The organism is Cellulophaga sp. L1A9, from assembly GCF_009797025.1.
Lineage (GTDB): Bacteria > Bacteroidota > Bacteroidia > Flavobacteriales > Flavobacteriaceae > Cellulophaga.
This window is the reverse complement of the sequence record NZ_CP047027.1, coordinates 754,654-780,123: the sequence shown is the minus strand read 5'-3', so window position 1 is coordinate 780,123 and position 25,470 is coordinate 754,654. Positions and strand designations below refer to the sequence as shown.

Sequence of the window (25,470 nt, the reverse complement as noted above, 5' to 3'; positions counted from 1 at the left end):
ATTAAACTCTAAGAATGAAAAATCTTTACATTACTTTTTTTGCACTAATTATTGCTAGTTGCACCCCATCAAAAGAACAAGTAGATTTAATTGTACTCAATGCAAATGTCTATACGGTTGATGACGCTTTCTCTACAGCGGAAGCATTTGCGGTAAAAGAGGGGAAGTTTGTTTTTGTAGGTACCAACGAGGAAGTAGAAAAGTTATATGAAGCTAAAGATAAAGTGGATGCTAATGGGAAGACGATTGTTCCGGGTTTAATAGATGCACATTGTCATTTTTATAGGTTAGGTCAGAACCAGCAAGCAGTAGATTTGGTAGGAACGACTAGTTTTAATGAAGTTTTAGAAAAGGTTGAAGATTTTCAAGTTAAACATAATAACGAATTTATTTATGGACGTGGTTGGGATCAGAATGATTGGGAGGTAAAAGAATTTCCTACCAAAAAAGAAATAGATGAATTGTATCCAGATACACCTATGGCCATTGAACGTATTGATGGACATGCGTATTTGGTAAATCAGAAAGCACTCGATTTAGCAGGAATAACCAAAGAAACTGTTGCCGTTGGTGGTGAAATTGTAAAGATTGATGGAGCGTTAACTGGTGTTCTGGTAGATGGTCCTATGAATTTAATTGATGCGATTATACCGAAACCCTCGAAAGAAACTATGATTGCCGCTTTGAAAGACGCTGAGCGTATTTCAATTCAGAACGGATTAACTACAGTGAATGATGCGGGGTTACCACGAGAAGTTATTGAGCTTATTGATAGTTTGCAGCAAGTAGGTGAGATAAAAATTAGGGTTTATGCAATGATTGCTAATTACCCTGAGAATTTAGATTATTATTTGAATAAAGGAATTTTAAAAACAGATCGATTGAATGTTAGATCTGTGAAGGTATATGGTGATGGGGCTTTGGGTTCAAGAGGTGCAGTGATGAAAATGCCTTATTCAGATAAGCCAAATCATTTTGGCGCTATGGTAACGCCTGTTGATGAAATTGAGAATGTAGCAAAACGAATTGCCGCATCTGATTATCAAATGAATACACATGCTATTGGAGATTCTGCAAATATTGTAGTTTTAAGAGCCTACAAAAATGCATTAAAAGGGAAAGAAGATAGACGTTGGAAAGTAGAGCATGCGCAGATTTTGAGTACTCCAGATTTTGAGTATTTTAAAGAAGGAATTATTCCTTCCGTGCAACCAACGCATGCAACGAGTGATATGTACTGGGCTGAAGATAGAATAGGAGCAGACCGTATGCCTGGAGCTTATGCGTTTAAAACCTTATTAGGTAAATCAGGTATAGTCGCCTTAGGAACAGATTTCCCGGTAGAGCAGGTGAGTCCGTTTTTGACGTTTTACGCTGCAGTGGCACGTAAAGATTTAGAAGGCTATCCTGATGGAGGATTTCAGGCAAATGAAGCTTTGTCTAGGGAAGAAGCCTTAAAAGGGATGACGATTTGGGCAGCATACAGTAATTTTGAACAAGACGAGAAAGGAAGTATTGAGGTAGGGAAGATGGCAGATTTTGTGATCTTAGATAAAGATATCATGACAATTCCTGAAGCGGAAACTGCAAAAATAATCCCAGAACAAGTTTATATTTCCGGAGCGAAAATGAACTAGTTATGATTTATCGATAAACAGCTGTGAATATTTTAAACTGTTTCTATAGATATCTTCGGATAAACCTTTAAGCCAAGTTAATTGATTGGTAATTAAATGTGCTTCTTGTAATTGCAAACGCATTTCTAAATCTATTTTATGTTGGCCTTCTTTTATTTGTTGGTCTCTTTGGTTAGAAAGGGTCGTAAATGAACTTTTTAAAGCCATTTCTGCAGTTTCAATTTTCTTATGTTCTTTTATTACTGCGGTTTTATTTTCAGACAAACAGGTTTCCGCATTCTCAAGTTGGTTTTCTATATGCGTAATAAAAGCATCAAAGTTTTCGCTAGAAGCCGTGGTGTTGTGGTTTTGAATGAAACCACCCATAGAAGCCAATGCAGATAAAAAGGTATTGTTTAAAGAGACAAATTCATAAATAAGCTGCATTTCTTTCTGCTTAGATTTTGGGTCTTGAGTCATTCTTTGAAAAGCTGCATTTAAATTACTAATGGCTAAGAACGCCTCTTTACGAGCAATTTTGTACTCTAAGTTTCGGGTCTCTTTTGTGAAGTAAATCTTACTAACAGCGGTCAAATAGGCTTTGTTTTTATTGATAGAATTTACGAGTGTAGGATTTAGATTCATAAATTCCCAAGAGGGCCAAAGGGTGTAATTTGCAATTACAGCAAGTACGGCTCCAATAAAAGTATCGAGCACACGAAATTTAACTACTGCTAAACTATTTGGTTCTAATAAGGCGTAAACGAAGATTACATTTATAGTGATAAAGGCAGCGGCAGACCGGTAACTTTGTTGTAATAAAGAGAATGCAATAACTAAGGATACGGCAGCTAAAACCATATATATAATCGTATTACTTGTAAGAAATATAATGGCTACTGCAAAAATGGCACCTATTACAGTTCCTATAATACGGTTTATGGCTCTCTCTCTGGTTAGGCCATAACTGGGCCTCATCAATACAATTAAGGTCAGTACAATCCAATAAGGATTTTTAATTCCGACAAGTGTTCCAAAAGTAAATCCTATAATTATAGCAACCGTAAGTCTTAGCGCATGTCGGAATATGGGAGATTTGAAGGTGAAATGTCGAGCTATAATTTGAAGGCTATAGTCTTGTGTTGTTATAAATTGAGAAGCTTCTTTGTCTTTAAAGGATATTTTATCTTTGGTAACATTATTCATTACCCTTCTAATGGCGCGTATTTTTGTTACTTGTTGTTCTTGGTAATCTTGAAGATTTCTAAGGGTAAGGATGCCTTCGCGGCCTGCGGGCAATGCTACAGATAGAATATATTTTTGAATTGTTTTTTCTATAACAGCGAGACCATCTAAAAGTTCATTTTTATTCTGAACTTTTTTCTTATTCATCAATATTTTAGACAACACCTGCAAGTGGTTGCCCATAGTGGTGTTTAGGTTTTTAAATTGTTTTAAAACATCACGGTCTTTAATGATTACATCTATTTTTGAATAATCTAAGGTGTTGGCCAGTGCTAATTCTAAGATATCAATTAACGATATGAAGATGAGTACTCTTTTTTCATCAAAATGAGATCTCCCGATTTGTTTTCGCTCGCTCAGTAGCAATTCTCTTAGGATTTCATGTTTTTCGTTAAGTTCTGTTTGTAGCTTTAAGGTTCTAATAAGAAGTTGTTCTCTTTTATCTTTTTCTAATAATAATTTACCACGAATTTTCAGGTAGCTTCCAGTAATGCGTAACGTTTCTGAAAGTAATTGGTCTTCGTCTTTTTTTGGAGCTATCCAATGAGATATGCCTAGCACTAGGAGAAACCATAGTCCGCCTAAACCTATGAGTCCAACATATGCCCAAATTCCTAAATCTGTATTTCTGTTTACCAGACTTAAAACAATGGCAAGTAAACCACAGAAGGCAATTAATGACCCTCTAAAACCATAGGCAGATATTAGCGAGATAAAAAACGATAACACCGCAATTGTAAAGAGTAATAGCGCAAAATTATGTTTCGCAAACGAAATGATTAAGGTAACAGTCATCGTAAGCACAATACTGATGAGGGTACTGTAAATTTTTCGTTTTAAAGTGCCGGGAATATTTCCAGGAATATTTAAGAAAACTCCTATAGCGATAGGAATAGCATAGGAAATATGACCAAAGGAATTGAAGACAATCAACGGAATAATAACCGCTGAAGTTTGTAGTACTCCTTTATAAAAATTGGAACTTTTAAGAAATAACAGGATGTCTTTTAGATATTCCTTAATCATAGCACAAAGGTAGCTTGTAATTATTATGATGTATTGAAGATACTATGAAAAAATAGGATAAAAAAATAAGCCTGAAGTAAAACTTCAGGCTTATAGTATTTTTAGTAATTGAAACGATTACATAGTTGCGGCAACAGGAACAGCAACACGGACAGTTCCCCATCCAATAACTAAATCAGCACTTTTATCATTTTCTTTGAAAGCCATAGAAAAAGCATCCAAAGATTCAGTACCCTTGCTAACAGCTCCTTTTACACGAATAACATCTGCACTTTCATCATAAGAGTAAGCACCCCATTGATTTAATTTGCTATTCAAAATTACAGTCCACTCCTTCGCACCAGGTATGGTAAATAAAGAATAAGTACCAGCTTTAACGGCAGAACCACCAAAAGTTACATCCGTGTAAAAAGTAACTTCAACAGACTCGTTAGCACCAGTTCTCCAAACAGCACCTGCAGGTGCTAGCTCAGCAATAGAACGACCTTTTAATTGTGGTCTACTGTAACTAACCTTAGCTATTTTTTCTGCTACTTTATAACTTGTTGGGTAGGCAGCAACATCCATTGGGCTCTTGTCAAGTCCGCTAAATTTTTGTGCACTTGCTGTAGTACTGAATACTAAACATACTAAAACAGCTGAAAGGGTAAGAATTTTTTTCATAATTATAAGGTTTAAATGTATAACAACTACTCAAGCGTATCTCTTTGTAGTGGGCTACTAAAGTCGGGCAATTTTATTAAACTTACAAAAAAAGAGAAATTAGAGTTGAAATTTTAAATGTAGTTTCATTTTTATATGATTATTCCTTTAAATGTTTCATATTGTTACCTTTATTTAATTAATGGTTTGTTTATTGAATCAAAAACTGCATCTTTGATTTGAAATTGCTTTTAATATAGAAAGATATGTGTGGAATAGTATGTGCATTTGATGTAAAAGAGAGTACTGAGGATTTAAGGCCACAGTTATTAGAAATGTCGAAAAAGATTAGACATAGAGGACCGGATTGGAGTGGGATATTTGCAAATGATAAAGCAATATTAGCTCATGAACGTTTGTCTATCGTTGATCCAGCTTCAGGGAAACAGCCCTTATTTAGTAAAGATAATAAATTAGTGCTTGCTGCTAATGGCGAGATATATAATCATAGAGAGTTACGGAAACAGTTTGAAGGTAAGTACGATTTTCAAACGGAATCTGATTGTGAAGTAATATTGGCTTTATACCAAGAAAAAGGAACGAGCTTTCTTGATGAAATGAACGGAATCTTTGGTTTTGCAATATACGATACTGAAAAAGATGAGTATTTTATTGCTAGAGATCATATGGGGATTATTCCTTTATATATGGGCTGGGATAAAAACGGAACTTTTTACGTAGCATCTGAGTTAAAAGCTTTAGAAGGTATTTGTACTAAAATAGAACTTTTTCCTCCAGGTCATTATATGCATAGTTCTGATGGAGAATTAAAGCAATGGTATACTCGTGATTGGATGGAGTATGATGCAGTAAAAGATAATGAAACTAACATTCAGGAGATAAAAGAAGCATTAGAAGCTGCTGTACACAGACAATTAATGTCTGATGTGCCTTACGGGGTATTACTTTCAGGAGGTTTAGATTCTTCTGTAACCTCTGCAATTGCTAAAAAATATGCTCAAAAACGAATAGAGTCTGATGATGTTGCTGATGCTTGGTATCCGCAATTACATTCTTTTTCTGTGGGACTGGAAGGTTCTCCAGATTTGGCAGCGGCACGTAAAGTTGCAGATCATATAAAAACAATACATCATGAAATAAAATTCACTATTCAAGAAGGTTTAGATGCTATTAAAGATGTAGTGTATAACTTAGAAACATATGATGTAACTACTATTAGAGCTTCTACTCCTATGTATTTAATGTCTAGAGTTATAAAATCTATGGGCGTTAAAATGGTATTGTCTGGAGAGGGTGCAGATGAATTATTTGGCGGGTATTTGTATTTTCATAAGGCACCTAATGCTAAAGAATTTCATGAAGAAACCGTACGTAAATTAAGCAAGCTTCATATGTATGACTGCCTGCGTGCAAACAAATCTTTAGCTGCTTGGGGTATAGAAGGGCGTGTTCCTTTCTTAGACAAAGAGTTTATGGATGTAGCGATGCGTATTAACCCTCAAGATAAAATGATCAACGGAGAGCGAATGGAGAAATGGGTTGTTCGTAAAGCTTTTGAAGATATGATTCCAGAAAGTGTAGCTTGGAGACAAAAAGAGCAATTCTCTGATGGAGTAGGGTATAGTTGGATTGACACCTTAAAAGAGGTTGTTGCAGAAGAAGTATCTGATGAGCAATTGGCAAATGCGAAATTTAGATTCCCGCTACAGACACCAACATCAAAAGAAGAATTTTATTATCGTGCAATTTTTGAATCACATTTCCCTTCAGATGCAGCTGCGCTTTGTGTGCCACAAGAGGCTTCTGTAGCATGTAGTACTAAAATTGCATTAGAATGGGATGAAGCGTTTAAGAATATGAACGATCCGTCTGGTAGAGCGGTAGCAAACGTGCATTCAGATGCATATGTAAAAGCTTAAATTTTATAAATAAGAATTACCACTGTTTTCAGTTTTAATTATAATTAGTCGATTAGAAGCATCCAATTTGGGTGCTTCTTTCGTTTTATGCTATTTTGGTAAATCGCTTAAATGGTGGTCTTTAAGAGGGCTATTCTGATGGAATATAACAGAAAGATGCAATACTAATATTTTCCACAATTATTGTTGATAACTTACTGTTGTCATTTTGTTACAAATCCTTAATTTCATTAGGTATTGCTTATATTTGTAAGATTGCTAAATTTATATTGAAACCATTAATTTATGAGCGAAGAAGCAAATAAAGACGAGCAAAAGAAGAATAATTACTCAGCGGATAGTATTCAGGCCCTTGAGGGTATGGAGCATGTACGTATGCGTCCGTCCATGTATATTGGAGATGTAGGTGTTAGAGGATTGCACCATTTGGTATACGAGGTAGTAGATAACTCTATTGATGAGGCAATGGGTGGTCATTGTGATACGATAACTGTTGCTATAAATGAAGATAATTCTATTACCGTTAGAGATAACGGTCGTGGTATTCCAGTAGATATACATAAAAAAGAAGGTGTATCAGCATTGCAAGTTGTAATGACTAAAATTGGTGCTGGTGGTAAATTTGACAAAGATTCATACAAAGTATCTGGTGGTTTGCACGGGGTAGGTGTTTCTTGTGTAAATGCATTATCCAAAGATTTAAAAGCTACAGTTTTTCGTAATGGGACGATTTACGAACAAGAATATCAAAAAGGAAAAGCTTTATATCCCGTTAAAAGTATCGGAGAAACTGATATAAGAGGTACTGAGATTACTTTTTATCCAGATGAAACTATATTTACGCAAACTGTAGAATTTAGTTATGAAACACTAGCAAATAGAATGCGTGAGCTTTCTTATTTGAATAAAGGAGTTTCTATCACAATGACGGATAAACGTCAAAAAGATAAAGACAGTCCTAGTGGTTTTCATGAAGAGCGTTTCTATTCAGAAGAAGGATTAAAAGAATTTATAAAATTCCTAGATGGAAATCGCGAGCCTCTTATTAAAGGTGTGATTTCTATGGAGGGGGAGAAAAACGGAATCCCTGTTGAGGTAGCTATGGTGTACAATACTTCGTATACTGAGAATTTACATTCTTATGTGAATAATATCAATACACATGAAGGAGGTACGCATTTATCAGGGTTTAGAAGAGGTTTGACGAGTACTTTAAAAAAGTATGCAGACGCTTCTGGAATGTTAGATAAATTGAAATTTGAAATTCAAGGAGATGACTTTAGAGAGGGATTAACAGCAATTATATCAGTAAAAGTTGGAGAGCCTCAATTTGAAGGACAAACAAAAACTAAATTAGGTAACCGTGAAGTTTCTGCAGCAGTGAGTCAGGCAGTATCTGAAATGTTATCAGATTATTTAGAAGAAAATCCTGAGGATGCTAAAATAATAGTACAGAAAGTGGTTCTTGCTGCTACAGCACGTCACGCAGCTACTAAGGCGCGTGAAATGGTACAGCGTAAAACGGTAATGAGTATTGGTGGTTTACCTGGTAAACTTTCAGATTGCTCAGATCAAGATCCTGTAAACTGTGAAGTATTCCTTGTAGAGGGAGATTCGGCGGGTGGTACTGCAAAACAAGGCCGTGATCGTATGTTTCAAGCAATTTTGCCTTTAAGAGGTAAGATTCTTAATGTTGAGAAGGCTATGCGACATAGGGTTTTTGAGAACGAAGAAATTAAAAATATCTATACAGCCTTGGGTGTATCTATAGGTACAGAAGAGGATAGCCAGGCGCTAAATTTGGATAAACTTAGATATCATAAAGTAGTCATCATGTGTGATGCGGATGTCGATGGTAGTCATATTGAAACTTTAATTCTTACGTTCTTTTTTAGGTACATGAGGGAATTAGTAGAAGCAGGGCATGTGTATATTGCAACGCCTCCATTATACTTGGTTAAGAAGGGTGCTAAGAAACGTTATGCTTGGAATGATAAAGAGCGTGATGAAATAGCAGAAAGCTTTAATGGTAGTGTGGGAATACAACGTTACAAAGGTCTTGGTGAGATGAATGCAGAGCAATTGTGGGATACTACAATGAATCCTGAATTTAGAACTTTAAGACAAGTTGTTATTGAAAATGCTACGGAAACAGATCGTGTTTTCTCTATGTTGATGGGGGATGAGGTTCCGCCACGAAGAGAATTTATTGAGAAAAATGCTGTCTATGCGAACATTGATGCATAGAAAACTATAATTACACAACAAAAACTCGCACCTACCGTGCGAGTTTTTTAGTTTTATAGAAATAATAAAAACTATGAAACACTTTTTTCTTTTGCTAGTTCTAATTTCTGGTTTGTCGGCGACAGCGCAAGCAGATATTAATAATCTTTTTGCTGCAGGTGTAGATGATGCAGAGCGTTTTACAAACGCGTACATGGCGCCGCTGTCTGAAGGAATGATTTATAGCATTTCTAATGGGTGGTATAATTCTGGAGAAACTAAGCCTCTTGGTGGTTTCGAGATATCGATCATCGGGAACATGGCTTCGTTTAAAAATAAAGAAGACAAGAAAACATTTGTTTTAAATACGGCAGATTATGACAACTTACAATTTGTAGATGGTGGTCTTAGCAAATCAGTAGCAACAGGACTGGGCGATTTGGAAGATATTCGTGTTTTTGTTGAAGATGAAAATGGTTTGTTTAGAGAAGAGTTTGATTTGCCTACCGGGCTGTCGTCAGAAAATATCAATTTTGTACCCTCTGCTTTTTTGCAGGTAAGTGTTGGTCTTATAAAGGGGATGGAGATTAAAGCACGATTTTTACCGAAAATTGAAACAGACGAAGTTGCTGTTGGTTTTTACGGTATTGGTTTGCAGCATGAGCTTACAAGTTTATTGCCCGCAGAAAAAATATGGCCGGTTGCTATTTCTGGAGTGATAGGATATACGCATTTGAACGGAACATATGATTTTACCGATACTGATATTATAGCAGGAGAAAATCAAAAAATTGATGCTAAAATAAATTCATGGAATTTTCAAGCAGTGGTGTCTACGAAAATGCCGATTATTAATTTTTATGGTGGTTTAGGGTATATCTCTGGTAATTCTAAAACAGATGTTTTGGGAACTTATATTGTGCAGTCGGGTCCTTTTCAACAAACAATAGAAGATCCTTTTACATTAACTAAAAAAGTTTCTGGAGCTACTGCAAACATTGGAACAAAATTAAAACTAGGTTTTTTTAGGCTACATGCAGATTATACTATAGCACAATTTAATAGTTTATCTGTAGGGGTAAACTTTGGGTTTAGGTAATCTATTTTAAAAATAGGAAGATATTAAAAAAGGCTATCTGTTTAAACAGATAGCCTTTTTTATTGCTTTATAGAGCTGTAATTATTCTCTAGTGGCTAAAATATCACCATCAGATTCTTGTAAGGTTGTTTGTACTAAGGTAACTATGTCATCAGGGAAATCTGTTCCTGGGTAAGAAATGATGTATTGGTCATCTTCGTGTTTCCAGCTAAAATCTGTTTGAACAGTCAAATCGCTGTTTTGATATTGATGATACCTTCCTAGGTAGGCGTCATTAAAAATCCATTCAGATTCTGTTTTAATAATTTTTAGATTTACAGAATTACTCTCGACAGTATTGGTCCATATGCCAATTACTGGATCATTGTTAACAGTTGTTTTTGAGCAACTTGCAAAAAGTATCGTAACGCAAAGCGCTATGAAAGGGGATTGCTTTTTCATAGTAAGTAGGTTTAATTTGGGACGATAAACATACTAAAGATGACTGGTTTATTCCTCTTTTTTTCGACCAATGGTAAACTTTTGTAGGAAAATTCGTTGAATTACATTTTTCTTTAACATTTGTTGATTATTTTTTTCAAAAAAAACTAACAAAATTGAATTTTAAAAGTCACCTTATAAGTTATTTTTTCTATTAAATTTCAGTATTTTTGAGGCAATTAAATCAATATAAAAAAATATAAAATGAAAGTTACAGTCGTAGGAGCTGGTGCTGTTGGTGCAAGTTGTGCTGAGTACATAGCTATAAAGAATTTTGCATCAGAAGTAGTATTGTTAGATATTAAAGAAGGATTCGCTGAAGGAAAAGCGATGGATTTAATGCAGACAGCTTCTTTAAATGGTTTCGATACAAAAATAACAGGGATCACAAATGACTATGCTGCAACAGCAGGTAGTGATGTTGCCGTAATTACTTCAGGTATTCCTCGTAAGCCAGGAATGACTAGAGAAGAGTTGATAGGTATTAATGCAGGAATTGTTAAGACTGTTTCTTCTAATCTTATTAAGTATTCTCCTAATGTGATTCTTATTGTGGTTAGTAATCCAATGGATACAATGACCTATTTAGTGCATAAAACAACTGGCTTGGCTAAAAATAAGATTATCGGAATGGGTGGTGCGTTAGATAGCGCTCGTTTCAAATATAGATTAGCAGAGGCTTTAGAGTCTCCTATTTCTGATGTTGATGGAATGGTAATCGGTGGTCATAGTGATACTGGTATGGTGCCATTAACAGGGCATGCTACTCGTAATAGCATTAAAGTTTCTGAGTTTTTATCAGAAGAGAGATTAACTCAAGTTGCGGAAGATACTAAAGTAGGTGGTGCAACCTTAACAAAATTATTAGGAACAAGTGCTTGGTATGCTCCAGGAGCAGCAGTTTCAAGTATGGTTCAAGCTATTGCTTGCGATCAGAAGAAAATGTTTCCATGTTCTGCTTATTTAGAAGGAGAATATGACTTAAGTGGTCTTTGTATCGGGGTGCCTGTAATTTTGGGTAAAGATGGTATTGAGAAAATTGTAAATATTCCATTAAGTGATGCAGATAAAGCTAAAATGCAGGAAAGTGCAGCAGGAGTAAAGAAAACGAACGATTTATTAGAGCTGTAATTGGCACTAATAATCCAATAAAACAAGGGCAGTTGTCAGTTTGATAACTGCCCTTACTTATAAAAGCAAAAAATATTGTCAATTCCTTACTTAAATGATATATTTGCACGCTTACAGAAAAAAACCAGAAATTAATATAGTAACTAATGCAGAATAAAGGACTTATAAAGCTTTTCGCTTTTTTGTTTGGATTGGTAAGTATTTATCAATTGTCTTACACGTTCATAACGAACAATGTTGAAAAGAAAGCAGCAACCTATGCTACTAACAGTATTTCTAGTACTGAAACTGATTATTTAGATCAAAGAAAAGATTTAGAAGTCAAGTATTTAGACTCTATTGGAGAGGAATCTATTATGGGCTTTACCACCTATAATGATGCTAAAAAGAAAGAGCTAAATAAAGGTTTAGATTTAAAAGGGGGAATCAATGTTACCCTTCAGATATCTGTAAAAGATATCTTAAAAGGCTTAGCAAATAATACTTCTAATGCTAAATTCAATGAAGCAATTGCAAATGCAGATGCCGCTTCAAAAAATAGTAGTGATACGTATGTTGATCTATTTTTTCAAGAATTTGATAAAATTAGCAGCGACACAAAATTAGCATCGCCAGAAATTTTTGCAAACAAAGGTTTAAGTGATGTTATTAACTTTCAAATGACCGATGATCAGGTAAAGCCTATCATTAGAACTAAAATAGACGAGTCTATTATTTCTGCATTTGAGGTGTTAAGAGAACGTATCGATGGATTTGGTGTTACACAACCGAACATCCAAAGAGAAGGAACTTCAGGTCGTATTTTAGTAGAACTACCTGGTGCAAAAGATATTGCACGTGCTCAGGAATTACTATCAAGTACAGCACAATTAGAGTTTTGGGAAACGTACAGACCAGATAATCAAGGTTTAAGTCAGTTTTTATTTGCAGCAAATGAAAAACTTAAAACATTAGTAGAAGTAGAGCAACCAGAAACAATAAGCAAACCAGAATCAGAAATAGATTCTCTTTTGTCTGATGTAGCTCAGGATTCAATTGATTTTGCTAGCGAAGTAAATCCTTTAATTAGTTTACTAATTCCTGCTGATCCAGGAGGGCAAGCTTTTGTAAGAGCTTCAACTCAAGATACAGCACAGATTTCTGCATACTTAAAAATGCCGGAAATTAGAAGATTGGTACCAAAAGAATTACAATTTGTAAAATTCTTATGGGAACGACCAACAGAAGGTGCAGAAATTGTTGGTTTGTATGCAATACAATCTAATAGAGCAGGTACTCCAAGAATTAGTGGTGATGTGGTTAGTGATGCTCGTGATGATTTTGATCCTCGCAATAGACCAGCAGTAACCATGAGTATGAATACTAAGGGGGCTAAAGAATGGCAAAAACTTACAAGTGATGCTAATCTTAATGGTACAGGTATTGCAATCGTATTAGATAATAAAGTATACACTGCTCCAGGAGTATCACAAGTTGGTGGTATCTCTGGTGGTCGTTCAGAAATAACGGGTGCATTTACTATTAATGAAACTAAAGATATAGCAAACGTTTTAAGAGCTGGTAAATTACCCGCTAAAGCAGAAATTGTACAATCTGAAATTGTTGGTCCTTCATTAGGGCAAGAAGCAATTGATAGTGGATTCAATTCATTTGCTATTGCCATGGTTTTTGTATTAGTTTGGATGATATTCTATTACGGTAGAGCAGGAGCTTTTGCAGATGTTGCATTATTATTCAACATACTTTTAATCTTTGGTGTTCTAACAAGTATTAAAGCAGTGTTAACCTTACCGGGTATAGCAGGTATTGTATTGACTATTGGTATGTCTGTGGATGCAAACGTTCTTATATTCGAACGTATTAAAGAAGAGATTGCTAAAGGTAAAGGCAAATCACTCGCTATTGCAGACGGTTTTAGTAATGCATTATCTTCTATTTTAGATGCAAACATTACAACAGGTTTAACGGCAGTAATCTTATTTGTTTTTGGTTCTGGCCCAATTAAAGGTTTTGCAACTACGTTAATCATTGGTATTTTAACCTCACTATTTACAGCGATTTTTATTACTCGTTTATTAATAGGATGGTATTTAGCAGCAAAAGACAGAAAATTAGAGTTTTCTACTGGGCTAACTAAAAACTTATTCAAGAACGTACATATTGATTTCTTAGGGAAAAGAAAAATTGCGTATATCGCTTCTACAGTATTGGTAGTTGTTGGTTTGTATTCCTTATTCTTTGGTCCTGGATTACAGCAAGGTGTAGATTTCGTAGGTGGTCGTTCGTACCAAGTTCGTTTTGAGCAACCGGTGAATCCATCAGAAATGGCAACAGAATTAAATGCTGTCTTTGGTAGTGGTACAAATGTTAAAACATATGGTGATGACAATCAGGTAATGATTACAACACCTTATAAAGTTGATGTAGAAGGTATTGAAGTTGATGCTGAAATTCAAAATAAGTTATATACGACGTTACAGAAGTACTTCCCTGACGGAACAACTTTTGCAGATTTCTCTGTAGCTAATGATGATAAGGCTATAGGTATCATGTCTTCTAAGAAAGTAGGACCTACCATTGCAGATGATATTAAAAATAATGCTTTTTGGGCTATTATTGGATCTTTAGCGGTTGTGTTCTTATACATCTTATTCCGTTTCCGTAAATGGCAATTCTCTTTAGGAGCTGTTGCAGCGGTATTTCATGATGTATTAATTGTACTTGGTATCTTCTCTATTTTTGGTAAGATCATGCCTTTTAATATGGAAATAGATCAAGCATTCATTGCTGCTATTCTAACGGTAATTGGATATTCATTGAATGATACTGTGGTAGTTTTTGACCGTATTCGTGAGATTATAGCAGAAAGAGGTTGGAGTGCTGGAGAGAATACAAACTTAGCCTTAAACAGTACTTTAGGTAGAACTTTAAATACGTCTTTAACGACTGTTATAGTTCTTCTTGCAATCTTTGCTTTCGGTGGTGATTCATTAAGAGGATTTATGTTTGCTATGATCATTGGAGTTGTAGTAGGTACATACTCTTCTTTATTCATTGCAACACCTGTGATGTTTGATACATTAAAGAACAGTACTCAAGAAGGTATTGTAGAAGTAGAAGAAAAATAAATACTATTTTATATAAAGAAAAAGCCGCTATTTAGCGGCTTTTTTTAGTTTATAATAGTTCCAATAGAGCCATTTGGGCCTTTTGTGAGGATGTATTTTTGTTTAGGACTAAGACCGTATTCTTCTCGATGGGAGACAAAAATAATAGCAGTTGCAGACTCTGCTGCAATTTTATTCGTCAATGCAACAAACAGCGCAGCGCTTTCATCATCTAAATTTTCTGTAGGTTCATCCAAGATAAGTACTAAGGGGTGCTTTATCATGGCTCTAGCAATCATTATTAAACGTTGCTGGCCAGCAGGGAGTTCTGTAAAAACATTTTCTGCTTGGTTTTCCATATTAAGGACTTCTAGCCATTCTTCGGCTAATAGGTTCTGAGATTCTGTTGGAATTTTATAAAGGCCTATAGAGTCGTTTAAACCAGAAATAAGCATGTTTTTTACAGTATGAGTGCGTTTAAAATTATGCGTTAAGGTTGGTGCGTAGTAGCCTATTCTTTTTTTGATATCCCAAATAGTTTCGCCACTGCCTTTTTTCTTGCCAAATAAATAGAGTTCTTGGTTGTATCCTTTGCTGTTTTCTCCTGTAATTAAAGAAAGTAAAGTAGTTTTTCCACTGCCATTTTTTCCTATCAATTGCCAGAACGATCCTTTTTTTATCTCCCAAGTAATGCTTTTTAATATAGGATTCTCATCAAACTGTACGTTTATATTTTTTAGGCTGATTAATACCTCTCCTTCGTAATCAATCTTTTTTAAAGGTTTTGGAATATCTTTTGTGAATGGATTTTCCAAATCGCGTTCATTTTCTTCTTCTATACGTTGTAAACTTCCATCATTTGAAAATTGATATCTAATTTTAATAAATTCTAAGGCATCAGTCTTTCTACTTAGGATTATTATAAATACCTTGTTAGAAACATTTTTTTCAATGGTTGTTTTTAACTCAGCAACGGATTCATGATCTAGATTATCAAACGGATTATCTAAAATTAGAAAATCTGCCTCAGATGCTAAAAGATAGTTTGAAACAATTTTGCGCTGTTCGCCGCTAGACATAGATTTTAAAGTCTGAGATGTGTTTTTTGTAGCCATCTTCAGTTCATGGACTTCTTCCTCAAAAATTAATTCTTCAATTCTAGCTTTTGAAAGTACATCGCCTTTAAGGTTTTGTAATGCTTCTAAGTTTAAAGGATTCTCAGGATTAAGAAGTTGAGCTACTAAGCTTTTTGTTGGGCTAGTATTTTGAGTGAAAATGAGGGTATGAGACATGCTTCAATAAAATTTGAATTATAGTTGTATTCTGTAAATATAAACGGGGTTTCCGTGATAGGATGTTTCAACATCTATAGCCATTCCATTTCGCAAGGCTACGTTTTGAGAGGGAATATTATCTTTATGAATGATGCTAATTAAGGAGCTGCTTAGATTTCTCCCTTGAGCGTATTTTTTACATTCCAACGCCGCTTCGGAAGCGTAGCCTCGTCCCCAATATTCAGGAAGTAATGAATAGGCTATCTCAAGTTCTTTAGTGTGATTAATCTCTTGTATAAGCAAGCCTGCTAATCCTATAAGCGTATTATTGTGTTTTTCTATCAAGGCGTGTTTCCCGCCAAGATTATTTTTGTACCGATAAAATGTTCGTTCAAAATCTTCCTTACAGGCTTTTACCGCGTCTTCAGGTAATCCATTCCAAAATTCAGAGGTTATTTCGTCTTCATGAAATGGCAACCATAATTCAAAGTCACTTGGAACTAGTTTCCTAAATAACAACCGTTCAGACGTGATATTATTTAGTAGATAATCCATTAGAGAGAAGGCTTACAGTTTTTTATACACCACACTATCTTTCACCTCTAGAAGATATTTTTCCGCTAAACCTGCATTAGTTTCAAGTACATATTTTATGGGCACTTGTGAGGATAGCCCTTCTTCATTAAAAGGGATTGCATTTTCTTGAAAACTAGCAATTTTTAGATTTTCATCTATATAAATAATATCAAGAGGAATCTCTGTATTTTTCATATAGAAAGAATGCATGGCAACATCAGGAAATACAAAGAGCATTCCTTGCTCAGCTTTCATGGTCTTACGGTACATTAATCCAGTTTCCGTCTCGTAATCTGTCTCAGCAATCTCTATATCAAAAGTAGCAATGATAGAATCTGTTTTAGCTTTATAGATTATTAATTCGCCTTCTTTTGTAAATGTTATAGCAGGAGTTTTTATCACTTCTTTTGCTTCATCTTTACAAGAAGTAAAAAAGCATAATAGGAATAAGATACTTATAATGGAAACAGTTTTCATAAGGATTATGATTTTGTAGGTCTGAACATAAAATAGAGCCCTATGAGTACAAAAGGGATACTTAGCCATTGACCAATAGAAAGTAATTCCATGGATTCGTCAAGTGAATTTTGACGTTCTTTTACAAATTCCACAAAGAAACGGATAGACCATAAAAGGACTAAAAAAGTACCAAATAAAAATCCTGGTTTGTCTTTTTTATCTGTTTTCCAATAGAAATAGTATAACACAATGAAAACAAATATATAGCAAACTCCCTCATATAATTGCGCTGGATGGCGGTAAGGTATCGCTTCTAAAATAGCTGCGAATTTAGGATTGTTTTCAATAAGACTGTAGGCTACATTAGGCGTTTTGGCATTGGTAAGTTGCATGGCTTTGTAAGCAGGAAGATCATCAGAATTACGAACAAATTTGGTAGCAAATACAAACGATTTCTCTACTGTTTTACCAACAATTTCTGAGTTGAAAAAATTCCCCAAACGTACAAAAAATGCGCCAATAGCTACAGGGATTACAATTCGGTCTAATATCCAAAGTACTTTAAAGCCTGGGTGTTTACGTACATATAAGTACATGGCTACGATAATACCAATAGCGGCACCATGACTAGCTAGTCCTGTAAAGCCGGTAAATTCATACCCTTTAATAAAACCGAATATAGCTTCATTTGGGTTTCCTTTTATAGGAAGTAATATTTCTATTAAATTATTTTTGTAATAAGGCCAGTCATAAAAAAACACATGGCCTAAACGGGCACCTAACATGGTTGCTAGCACCGTATAAATAAAAAGAGAATCTAGTTGTTCAACAGTTTTCTTTTCTTTAAGAAAAATCTTTTTCATCAAAAACCAGCCAAAAGCAAAGGCTGCGATCCATAAAAGATTATAATATTTAATTTGAATAAACCCAATTTTGAAAAGCGTGTCATTTGGGTTCCAAGTAATACCTAAAAAGTACATTTACAAATATTTTGAAGGGCTAAGATAAGAAAATTGACGCTAGACAACGAGAAGCGTGGTAAAGAAAATGGAAAATTATAAAATCTAAAAAGTTAATTCTTCTAAGGTACCGGATCGTAGCCTTTTCCTCCCCATGGATGACAACTAAAAATCCGTTTTAATGCTAGCCATCCTCCTTTAAAAAGACCATGTTTTTTTAATGCTTCCAAAGTATATTGTGAACAAGTAGGGGAGTACCGACAGCTTGCGGGAGTAAGCGGTGATAGTACCAATTGATAAAAACGCACTAAAAAAACAAAAGGAGCGATTATTATTTTTTTCATAAAAATGAAATTCTATTCAAAAATACAATATTCTATATAAATTATAAAACCCGCTCATTGGCGGGTTTTATGGAATGCTTATGTTCGTTTTTAAACGTTAGAAGAAATAGGTTCTAAATGTTTCGCTTCTTCTTCGGTGTATAAATGAGACTTGGTTATAAACCGGATTCCTAAAGGAATTTCTAAGGAAAAGCTAGCGCCACGGCCTTCTACAATGTCAATCGTTAATTGCGTGTGTTTCCAATATTCAAACTGGTCTTTAGACATGTAAAATTCACAATTAGCAATAGTTCCTAAGAGCACATCATTTTCATTTACTAATAATTCTCCTTTTTCAAAGCACATGGGTGAAGAGCCATCGCAACAACCGCCGCTTTGATGAAACATGAGTTCACCATGTTTTTCTTGTAGCTGTACGACAATTGCCTTTGCTTGATTTGTAATTAAAACCCTTGCTGTTTTCATGTAAAAAATTATTAGTGTAGTTGGTGTTAAAAGAAACCCATAGCTTTTTTGTCATATGAAATCAACATATTTTTAGTCTGACGGTAGTGACTTAGCATCATTTTGTGATTTTCTCTACCGATACCAGATTTTTTATAGCCGCCAAAAGGCGCATGAGCTGGGTACAAATGGTAGCAGTTTACCCAAACTCTTCCTGCTTGTACTGCTCTTGAAATTTGGTATGCTTGGTGTGTGTCTCGTGTCCATACTCCAGCTCCTAATCCATATAATGTGTCGTTTGCAATCGCTATAGCTTCAGCTTCATCTTTAAAAGAGGTAATACAAAGTACGGGTCCAAAAATTTCTTCTTGAAAAACACGCATCTTATTATTCCCTTTTAATATGGTTGGTTGGATGTAGTATCCGCCTTCTAAGCCTTCATTGTAAGCGGCTTCTCCACCTGTAATTAATTCGCAACCTTCTTCTTTACCTATTTGGATATAGTTTAATATTTTTTCATATTGATCATTAGATACTTGTGCACCCATCATCGTTGTTGGGTCTAGTGGATGTCCTAATTTAATAGCCTTTGTGCGTTCTGCTACACGGGCTACAAATTTGTCAAAAATACTTTCCTGTACTAACATCCTAGAAGGGCATGTGCATATTTCACCTTGGTTCAAGGCAAACATCACTGCGCCTTCTAAGCATTTATCAAAGAAATCATCATCGGCATCCATAATATTTTCAAAGAAAATGTTAGGAGATTTTCCGCCTAATTCAAGCGTTACAGGAGTAATATTTTTTGATGCATATTGCATTATTAATTGTCCGGTTGTTGTTTCACCTGTAAAAGCAACCTTGCTAATTCTTGGGCTTGAGGCTAAAGGTTTGCCAGCTTCTGCGCCAAAACCGTTTACAATATTTAATACTCCAGCAGGTAGAATATGCTCAATAAGCTCCATGAGTACTAAAATACTTACGGGTGTTTGTTCTGCGGGTTTTAGGATCACACAGTTTCCGGCCGCTAAGGCTGGAGCAATTTTCCATGTTGCCATCAGTATAGGGAAGTTCCAAGGAATAATTTGCGCAACAACCCCAAGTGGTTCTGTTACATTGAGTGCAACCGTATTTGCGTCTAATTCGCTTACAGAGCCTTCTTCTGCACGTATCACACCTGCGAAATATCTAAAATGATCTATTGCTAATGGAATATCTGCAGCTGTTGTTTCTCGTATAGCTTTTCCGTTGTCCCATGTTTCAGCTCTGGCAAGTATTGCTAGGTTTTGTTCCATGACATCGGCAATTTTTAAGAGTAAGTTGCTTCGTGTGGTAGCAGAAGAGCTGTTCCAAGAAGGTGCCGCTTTCCAAGCGGCATCAATAGCAAATTCTACATCTTCAGCAGTAGACCGAGCAATTTTTGTAAAAGTCTTGCCGTCTACAGGAGATGTATTTTCAAAATATTGTCCTTTAATGGGAGAAGTCCATTTGCCACCAATATAGTTTTCATATTGATTTTTAAATTTTGGCTTTTCTAAAATGTTCTGTTCTGTAGTCTGCACATTACTCATGATTTAATATTTTAAGGATTAATAATTTAACTCAACAATGTGATTTTTTAGCTCTTGAGAATTAATCACCTTCTAAAATTAGTTTTAGTTGCGTTAATTTAAATGAAGTATTCTATCAATTTGATGAACAAAACTGCTATTTATTATTACTTTAAGATTATTTAACATGTTATTTTATATATTTAATAGAATTAAAGCTAATAATTCGATTAAACCTTATTGTTTATGATTGCGTTATCGGATAAATTTTTAAAAGGGAGAAAATTAGAGTCACTCGTAGAAAACCAGACTTCCTATACTTTAAGGAATGCTGCTATGCATATTTTTGAAACACACAAGCAAGCTAATGAGGTTTTGTTGAAGTTTGAACAGCCTGTTTTGGCTAGTATGATTGTGGGTAAAAAAGTAATGCATTTGAGAGATCATCAAGCATTTGATTTTTTGCCTGGGGAGTCATTAATACTTCCTGCTAATGAGACAATGTGTATTGATTTTCCAGAAGCGCAACTTAAAAACCCTACGAAATGTTTAGCAATGGCTATCTCAGAAGAAAAAATACATAAGGTATTGCAGTTAATGAATGAGAATATGCCAAAAGACAATGGTAATGAATGGGGGATAATGGATTATAATTTTCACTTTGTGAATGATTTAGGGATTTATCAAATAGTACAGCGCTTGATGTTTTTGTTTACGGAGAATCATTCTTCTAAAGATTTTTTCGTAGATAATATGTTGCGAGAGCTTATTGTGCGAATTTTACAAACTAATGGACGGAAAATTTATACACGTGAGACCATAGCGTTAAGCGGAGATAGTAGATTGTCTTTTATTATCAAATATATTCGCGGAAATCTTCATGAAACATTATCTGTAGAAGAGCTAAGTAAGAAAGCGTACATGAGTCCTTCCCATTTTCATCGTGTTTTTAAAAATGAATTAGGGATATCGCCAATAGAATTTATTAATAATGAGCGAATTAAGCTTGCGGTAAGCCTTCTTCAGAATTCTAAAAGAAAAATTAAAGATGTTTATATGGAGTGTGGTTTTGAAAGTAGATCGTATTTCAATCGCGTTTTCAAAACCAAACAACATATCTCTCCTGGGGAGTATCAGTTAAAAATGCAACATAATTTGCATTAAGAAACATTAAATGTAGTGCCGTCTTTGCCGTCTTTTAATTGAATGCCTAGTGCTGCTAATTGATCTCTTATGACGTCAGAAGTGGCAAAATCTTTATTGTCTCTAGCTTCTTTTCTAAGTTGAATTAATAAGGCAACTACTCCAGACAATTTGTCTGAATCTGCATTCGCATCATTTTTATCTTCTAAGCCAAGAATATCAAAAATAAAGGCATTAAATGTGTCTTTTAAAAGTATTTTGTCTGTTTCTGAGATAGACTCTTTATTGTCTTTAATTGCGTTAATATGCTTAACAGCTTCAAATAAATGTGCAATTAATGTAGGGGTATTAAAGTCGTCATTCATGGCATCATAACATTTCTGTTGCCAAGCTTTAAAATCAAAATCAGAACTACGATTAGTTTCTAGTTTGTCTATCGTATTTAGTGCTTCCATCAATTTTAGAAATCCTTTTTCCGAAGCCAAAAGAGCATCGTTACTGAGGTCTAAAATACTAGTGTAATGTGCTTGCATCATAAAAAAGCGCACTACAGTAGGGGAAAAAGCTTTTGATAGTAGCGGATTGCTACCAGAAAAAATCTCATCGGGTAAAATATTATTACCTGTAGATTTTGCCATTTTCTTACCATTTAAAGTAAGCATATTGGCGTGCAACCAGTAATTTACGGGGGAAACACCGTTACTAGCTTCCGCCTGTGCGATTTCACATTCGTGGTGCGGAAATTTTAAATCCATTCCACCTCCATGAATATCGAAGGTCTCTCCCAGGTATTTGGTGCTCATGGCAGTACACTCTAGGTGCCAGCCGGGAAAACCATCACCCCATGGTGAAGGCCATCTCATGATGTGTTGTGGTTCTGCTTTTTTCCAAAGAGCAAAATCTTGTGGACTATGCTTATCGTCTTGTGCAGCTAATTCGCGAGTATTCGCAATCATATCTTCTAACTTACGACCACTTAATTTTCCGTAATTATGTGTTTCGTTAAATTTTGGGACATCAAAATATACAGAGCCATTTACCTCATAGGCGAAACCTTTGGCAAGTATTTCTTTGATAATTTCAATCTGCTCAATAATATGACCCGTTGCGGTAGGTTCAATGCTTGGAGGTAAGAAATTAAATTTTTGTAAAATAGTATGGAAATCAACCGTATATCGTTGTACAACTTCCATTGGTTCAATACGTTCTAAACGAGCTTTCTTTGCAATCTTATCCTCACCATCTTCAGCATCATTTTCTAAATGCCCTGCATCTGTAATATTACGTACATAGCGGACTTTATAGCCTAGATGTTTAAAATATCTAAAAATCATATCAAAAGACATGAACGTTCTGCAGTTTCCTAAATGTACATTACTGTAAACAGTAGGCCCACAAACATACATTCCTATAGCACCTTCGTGAATAGGTGTAAATAGTTCTTTTTGTCCGGATAATGAATTATAAACTTTTAAATGTTGAGTTTTATATAACTGCATGCTTTATTGAAAAAAATTAAAACCTTGTTTCTAATTGAATAAAATTTAAAAACTCTTTACGTGTTGCTTCTTCTTGAAATTTTCCACCATATTCCGCGGTAACTGTACTGCTTTCAATATCGCGAATTCCTCTAGAATTAACGCAAAGGTGTTTTGCATCAATAATACAGGCAACATCTTTGGTATTTAATACTTTTTGTAATTCTCTTACAATTTGAATGTTTAAACGCTCTTGTACTTGTGGTCTTTTTGCAAAATAATCTACAATACGATTCATTTTGGAGAGCCCCACGACGGTACCATTAGAAATGTAAGCTACATGAGCTCTACCTACGATTGGTAAAAAATGGTGCTCGCAGGTACTATAGAGGGTTATGTTTTTTTCAACCAACATTTCGCCATATTTGTATTTGTTATCAAATGTGGAAGATTTTGGTTTTTTGTCAGGATGTAAGCCAGAAAATATTTCGTTAACGAACATTTTTGCTACTCGATTAGGAGTTCCTTTTAAACTATCATCAGTAAGGTCTAAACCAAGGGTTTCCATTATTTCAGAAACATTTGCTTTAATCTTTACTATTTTTTCTTCATCACTTAATTCAAAAGCATTGGCAAGTAATGGGGTCTCTTCAGAAGTAGAAATATGGTTATCTCCAATTTCTTCAAATTGATCTTCTAATGTGCTGTCAATTTTCATTTATTATCATCTCTTAAATGCTGCAAAGATATACATTATCTACTATTTAATAGCAAGTTTACCCTGTTACACAACATTAATTAGCACAGACTTTGTCGACTGTTTAGTTTTATACTTACGAATAAAGTATCTCTAATGAGATTTATTATATTATTTTTTTTATTTTCTAATTTTTCCGTTGCACAAATTTCTCCAGATTGTGTAACGGCTATACCTATTTGCAGTAATACTCCTGTGAATAGTGGTATAGATAGTTATGGAGTAGACGATTTTAACAACGCTGCTGCATCTGGTTGTTTAGAGCGCACAGCATCGGGTGCCATTGAATCAAATTCTGCTTGGTACCGTTTTAGAACTTCCGCCACCGGTCAATTGGGTTTTAATATTAGTACGGATGTTAATGAAGATTGGGATTTTGCCCTTTACAAGACAGATGATTGTGCTAATTTGGGAGCTCCAGTTCGTTGTAATTTTTTAGATAATGGCGATCAAAATAATTTTCTTGGAGTAGGGGAAGATCCTACGGGAGTTACAGATAATATTCAATATGAAGACTGGCTTTCTGTAGTACCGGGAGAAGAATACTATCTTTTAATTAATAATTTTTCAAATATAAATTCGGGATTTTCTGTTCAATTTTCTGGAGCTATTTTTGAAACCAATCCTTATGATGCTTTAGATTGTTCTATAATTAACAATCTTTTAGGTCCGCCTATTGCAGCTTGCGAATCAGATTTTGTGGAGTTAGATGCTACGACTGTTGGTGCACTAAGTTATGAATGGTATAGGAATGATGGTAGTGGTTATTCGCAAATTATAGGAGAGGTGAGTGCAAGTTTGATTGTCTTAAACTCTTCAGATTATCGTGTAGTAGTGCGTGAATCTGCAGGAAACATTATAAGTGATGTACAGGTGTCTTTTACGCCAAACCCTTCCGCAAGTTCAATTCAAGATAACTATTTTTGTTTTGATGATGTTGCATTTGATTTGAGCAGTGTCAATAGTGAAGTTTTAGGAGCTCAAGATTCAAATGCTTTCCTGGTAACCTATCATGAAACATTTACCGATGCAGTAACAGGAGCTAATAGTTTAGAGAATAGTCATGTAAAATCTGCTGGGACAGAAACAATTTATGTTAGAGTATCTTCTTTTGCAAATCCAAAATGCTATGATGCTTCTCAGGATTTTCAGCTTGTTGTTTCAGATCCAATACTACAAAATTTTCCTGAAACCGTATATTTATGTGAAGCTATTTCATCGGCTATTATTGGGGATGATACGCCAAATTCAAATTTTACCTATTTGTGGAGTACGGGTGAAAATACAGCGACTATAGCTGTTGCTACAGCAGGATCTTATGAAGTTACGATAAGTACCACTGTTGGTGCACTTACTTGTTCCGAAGTTTTTAATACTACTTTAGTTATTTCAAAATCGCCAAATATTACAACGGTAGCTATAGATGATCTGCAGGCTGATAATAGTGTTGTAGTGTCAACAGAATTAGATGGAGATTATGAGTATCAGTTAGATGACGAGCCTTTTCAGACTAGCTCACAATTTAATAATGTTTTGCCGGGGATGCATACGGTTACAGTAAATGATTTAGAGGGTTGTGGTATGGATTCTGAAACCTTTGTGGTTGTAGGATTTACACGTTTTTTTAGTCCCAATGGGGACGGAATTAATGATGTTTGGGGGGTAGAAGGTTTGGAGACATTAGATAGTCCGATACTATTGATTTTTGATCGTTATGGGAAATTATTACAACAGTTAGATATATTTAAAACGGAATGGGATGGTTTGTATAATGGAATACAAATGCCAGCATCAGATTATTGGTTTCAATTAAGTTATTTAGAAACGGACGGAAGTCGGGTTGTGGCAAAATATATAAACAATCATTTTTCATTGAAGCGATAAGTTTCAATTTTTAGGGCGCATTTCATCGATTAAATGCAAATAATAGCGACTAAATATACTAAACTCACCGTATATTAAGTTAATAAGCAA

20 protein-coding genes are annotated in these 25,470 nt (G+C 34.9%); 8 read left to right on the top strand and 12 right to left on the bottom strand.

The features are described 5' to 3' along the window. Positions 1–14: 14 nt before the first annotated feature. Entirely contained in the window at positions 15–1,637 is a 1,623-nt protein-coding gene (locus tag GQR94_RS03125; protein ID WP_158974120.1) for an amidohydrolase, read from the top strand. Here GQR94_RS03125 and GQR94_RS03120 read toward each other — a convergent pair whose 3' ends face one another. Continuing rightward, entirely contained in the window at positions 1,638–3,887 is a 2,250-nt protein-coding gene (locus GQR94_RS03120) for an FUSC family membrane protein (protein WP_158974119.1), read from the bottom strand. It lies immediately after the preceding gene. Positions 3,888–4,004: 117 nt separating this feature from the next. Then, the gene (locus GQR94_RS03115; protein WP_158974118.1) at positions 4,005–4,550 is read right to left on the bottom strand and encodes a DUF2911 domain-containing protein; all 546 of its coding nucleotides are present in this window, start codon (positions 4,548–4,550) and stop codon (positions 4,005–4,007) included. A gap of 245 nt (positions 4,551–4,795) precedes the next feature. Here GQR94_RS03115 and asnB point away from each other — a divergent pair, with 245 nt between their 5' ends. From asnB to GQR94_RS03100, 3 genes are all read left to right on the top strand, one after another. Further along, the gene (asnB, locus tag GQR94_RS03110) at positions 4,796–6,469 is read left to right on the top strand and encodes an asparagine synthase B (RefSeq protein WP_158974117.1); all 1,674 of its coding nucleotides are present in this window, start codon (positions 4,796–4,798) and stop codon (positions 6,467–6,469) included. Positions 6,470–6,754: 285 nt separating this feature from the next. Then, positions 6,755–8,716, top strand: a complete 1,962-nt coding sequence (gene gyrB / locus GQR94_RS03105; protein WP_158974116.1) for a DNA topoisomerase (ATP-hydrolyzing) subunit B — start codon at positions 6,755–6,757, stop codon at positions 8,714–8,716. 73 nt (positions 8,717–8,789) lie between these two features. Then, a complete protein-coding gene (locus GQR94_RS03100) occupies positions 8,790–9,794 on the top strand; it encodes a DUF6588 family protein (RefSeq protein ID WP_158974115.1) in 1,005 nt (334 codons plus the stop codon). A gap of 81 nt (positions 9,795–9,875) precedes the next feature. Here GQR94_RS03100 and GQR94_RS03095 read toward each other — a convergent pair whose 3' ends face one another. Further along, positions 9,876–10,235, bottom strand: a complete 360-nt coding sequence (locus GQR94_RS03095) for a hypothetical protein (RefSeq protein WP_158974114.1) — start codon at positions 10,233–10,235, stop codon at positions 9,876–9,878. 243 nt (positions 10,236–10,478) lie between these two features. Here GQR94_RS03095 and GQR94_RS03090 point away from each other — a divergent pair, with 243 nt between their 5' ends. Both GQR94_RS03090 and secDF read left to right on the top strand, forming a co-directional pair. Next, positions 10,479–11,405, top strand: a complete 927-nt coding sequence (locus tag GQR94_RS03090; protein ID WP_158974113.1) for a malate dehydrogenase — start codon at positions 10,479–10,481, stop codon at positions 11,403–11,405. A 146-nt stretch (positions 11,406–11,551) separates the two neighbouring features. Continuing rightward, entirely contained in the window at positions 11,552–14,533 is a 2,982-nt protein-coding gene (gene secDF / locus GQR94_RS03085) for a protein translocase subunit SecDF (RefSeq protein WP_158974112.1), read from the top strand. Between the two features lie 44 nt (positions 14,534–14,577). On the opposite strand, the gene GQR94_RS03080 is transcribed toward secDF, so the two are convergent. The 7 genes from GQR94_RS03080 to GQR94_RS03050 all read right to left on the bottom strand — a co-directional run bounded on the left by GQR94_RS03080 (position 14,578) and on the right by GQR94_RS03050 (position 20,139). After that, positions 14,578–15,804, bottom strand: a complete 1,227-nt coding sequence (locus tag GQR94_RS03080; RefSeq protein WP_158974111.1) for an ATP-binding cassette domain-containing protein — start codon at positions 15,802–15,804, stop codon at positions 14,578–14,580. An 18-nt stretch (positions 15,805–15,822) separates the two neighbouring features. Further along, entirely contained in the window at positions 15,823–16,341 is a 519-nt protein-coding gene (locus GQR94_RS03075) for a GNAT family N-acetyltransferase (RefSeq protein WP_158974110.1), read from the bottom strand. A 12-nt stretch (positions 16,342–16,353) separates the two neighbouring features. Then, entirely contained in the window at positions 16,354–16,839 is a 486-nt protein-coding gene (locus tag GQR94_RS03070) for a DUF192 domain-containing protein (protein WP_158974109.1), read from the bottom strand. 5 nt (positions 16,840–16,844) lie between these two features. Beyond that, complete coding sequence (gene lgt / locus GQR94_RS03065; protein ID WP_158974108.1) at positions 16,845–17,801, bottom strand: prolipoprotein diacylglyceryl transferase; 957 nt, start codon at positions 17,799–17,801, stop codon at positions 16,845–16,847. A gap of 101 nt (positions 17,802–17,902) precedes the next feature. After that, positions 17,903–18,124, bottom strand: a complete 222-nt coding sequence (gene yidD, locus GQR94_RS03060; protein WP_158974107.1) for a membrane protein insertion efficiency factor YidD — start codon at positions 18,122–18,124, stop codon at positions 17,903–17,905. A gap of 90 nt (positions 18,125–18,214) precedes the next feature. Continuing rightward, positions 18,215–18,589, bottom strand: coding sequence for a DUF779 domain-containing protein (locus tag GQR94_RS03055; protein ID WP_158974106.1), 375 nt, complete (start codon positions 18,587–18,589; stop codon positions 18,215–18,217). Between the two features lie 26 nt (positions 18,590–18,615). After that, positions 18,616–20,139, bottom strand: a complete 1,524-nt coding sequence (locus GQR94_RS03050; RefSeq protein WP_158974105.1) for an aldehyde dehydrogenase family protein — start codon at positions 20,137–20,139, stop codon at positions 18,616–18,618. 225 nt (positions 20,140–20,364) lie between these two features. On the opposite strand from GQR94_RS03050, the gene GQR94_RS03045 reads away from it, so the two are divergent. Further along, on the top strand, positions 20,365–21,282 hold the full coding sequence (locus tag GQR94_RS03045; RefSeq protein WP_233268630.1) for an AraC family transcriptional regulator: 918 nt from the start codon (positions 20,365–20,367) through the stop codon (positions 21,280–21,282). Here GQR94_RS03045 and cysS read toward each other — a convergent pair. Beyond that, positions 21,279–22,760 carry a cysteine--tRNA ligase gene (cysS, locus tag GQR94_RS03040; protein ID WP_158974104.1) on the bottom strand — a complete coding sequence of 494 codons (1,482 nt, stop codon included), beginning with the start codon at positions 22,758–22,760 and terminating at the stop codon, positions 21,279–21,281. The genes GQR94_RS03045 and cysS overlap by 4 nt on opposite strands. A gap of 16 nt (positions 22,761–22,776) precedes the next feature. Beyond that, positions 22,777–23,457 (bottom strand): GTP cyclohydrolase I FolE, encoded by a 681-nt coding sequence (folE, locus tag GQR94_RS03035; RefSeq protein ID WP_158974103.1) that lies wholly within the window; start codon positions 23,455–23,457, stop codon positions 22,777–22,779. 135 nt (positions 23,458–23,592) lie between these two features. Here folE and GQR94_RS03030 point away from each other — a divergent pair, with 135 nt between their 5' ends. Next, complete coding sequence (locus tag GQR94_RS03030) at positions 23,593–25,380, top strand: T9SS type B sorting domain-containing protein (RefSeq protein ID WP_158974102.1); 1,788 nt, start codon at positions 23,593–23,595, stop codon at positions 25,378–25,380. Positions 25,381–25,470 lie beyond the last annotated feature (90 nt).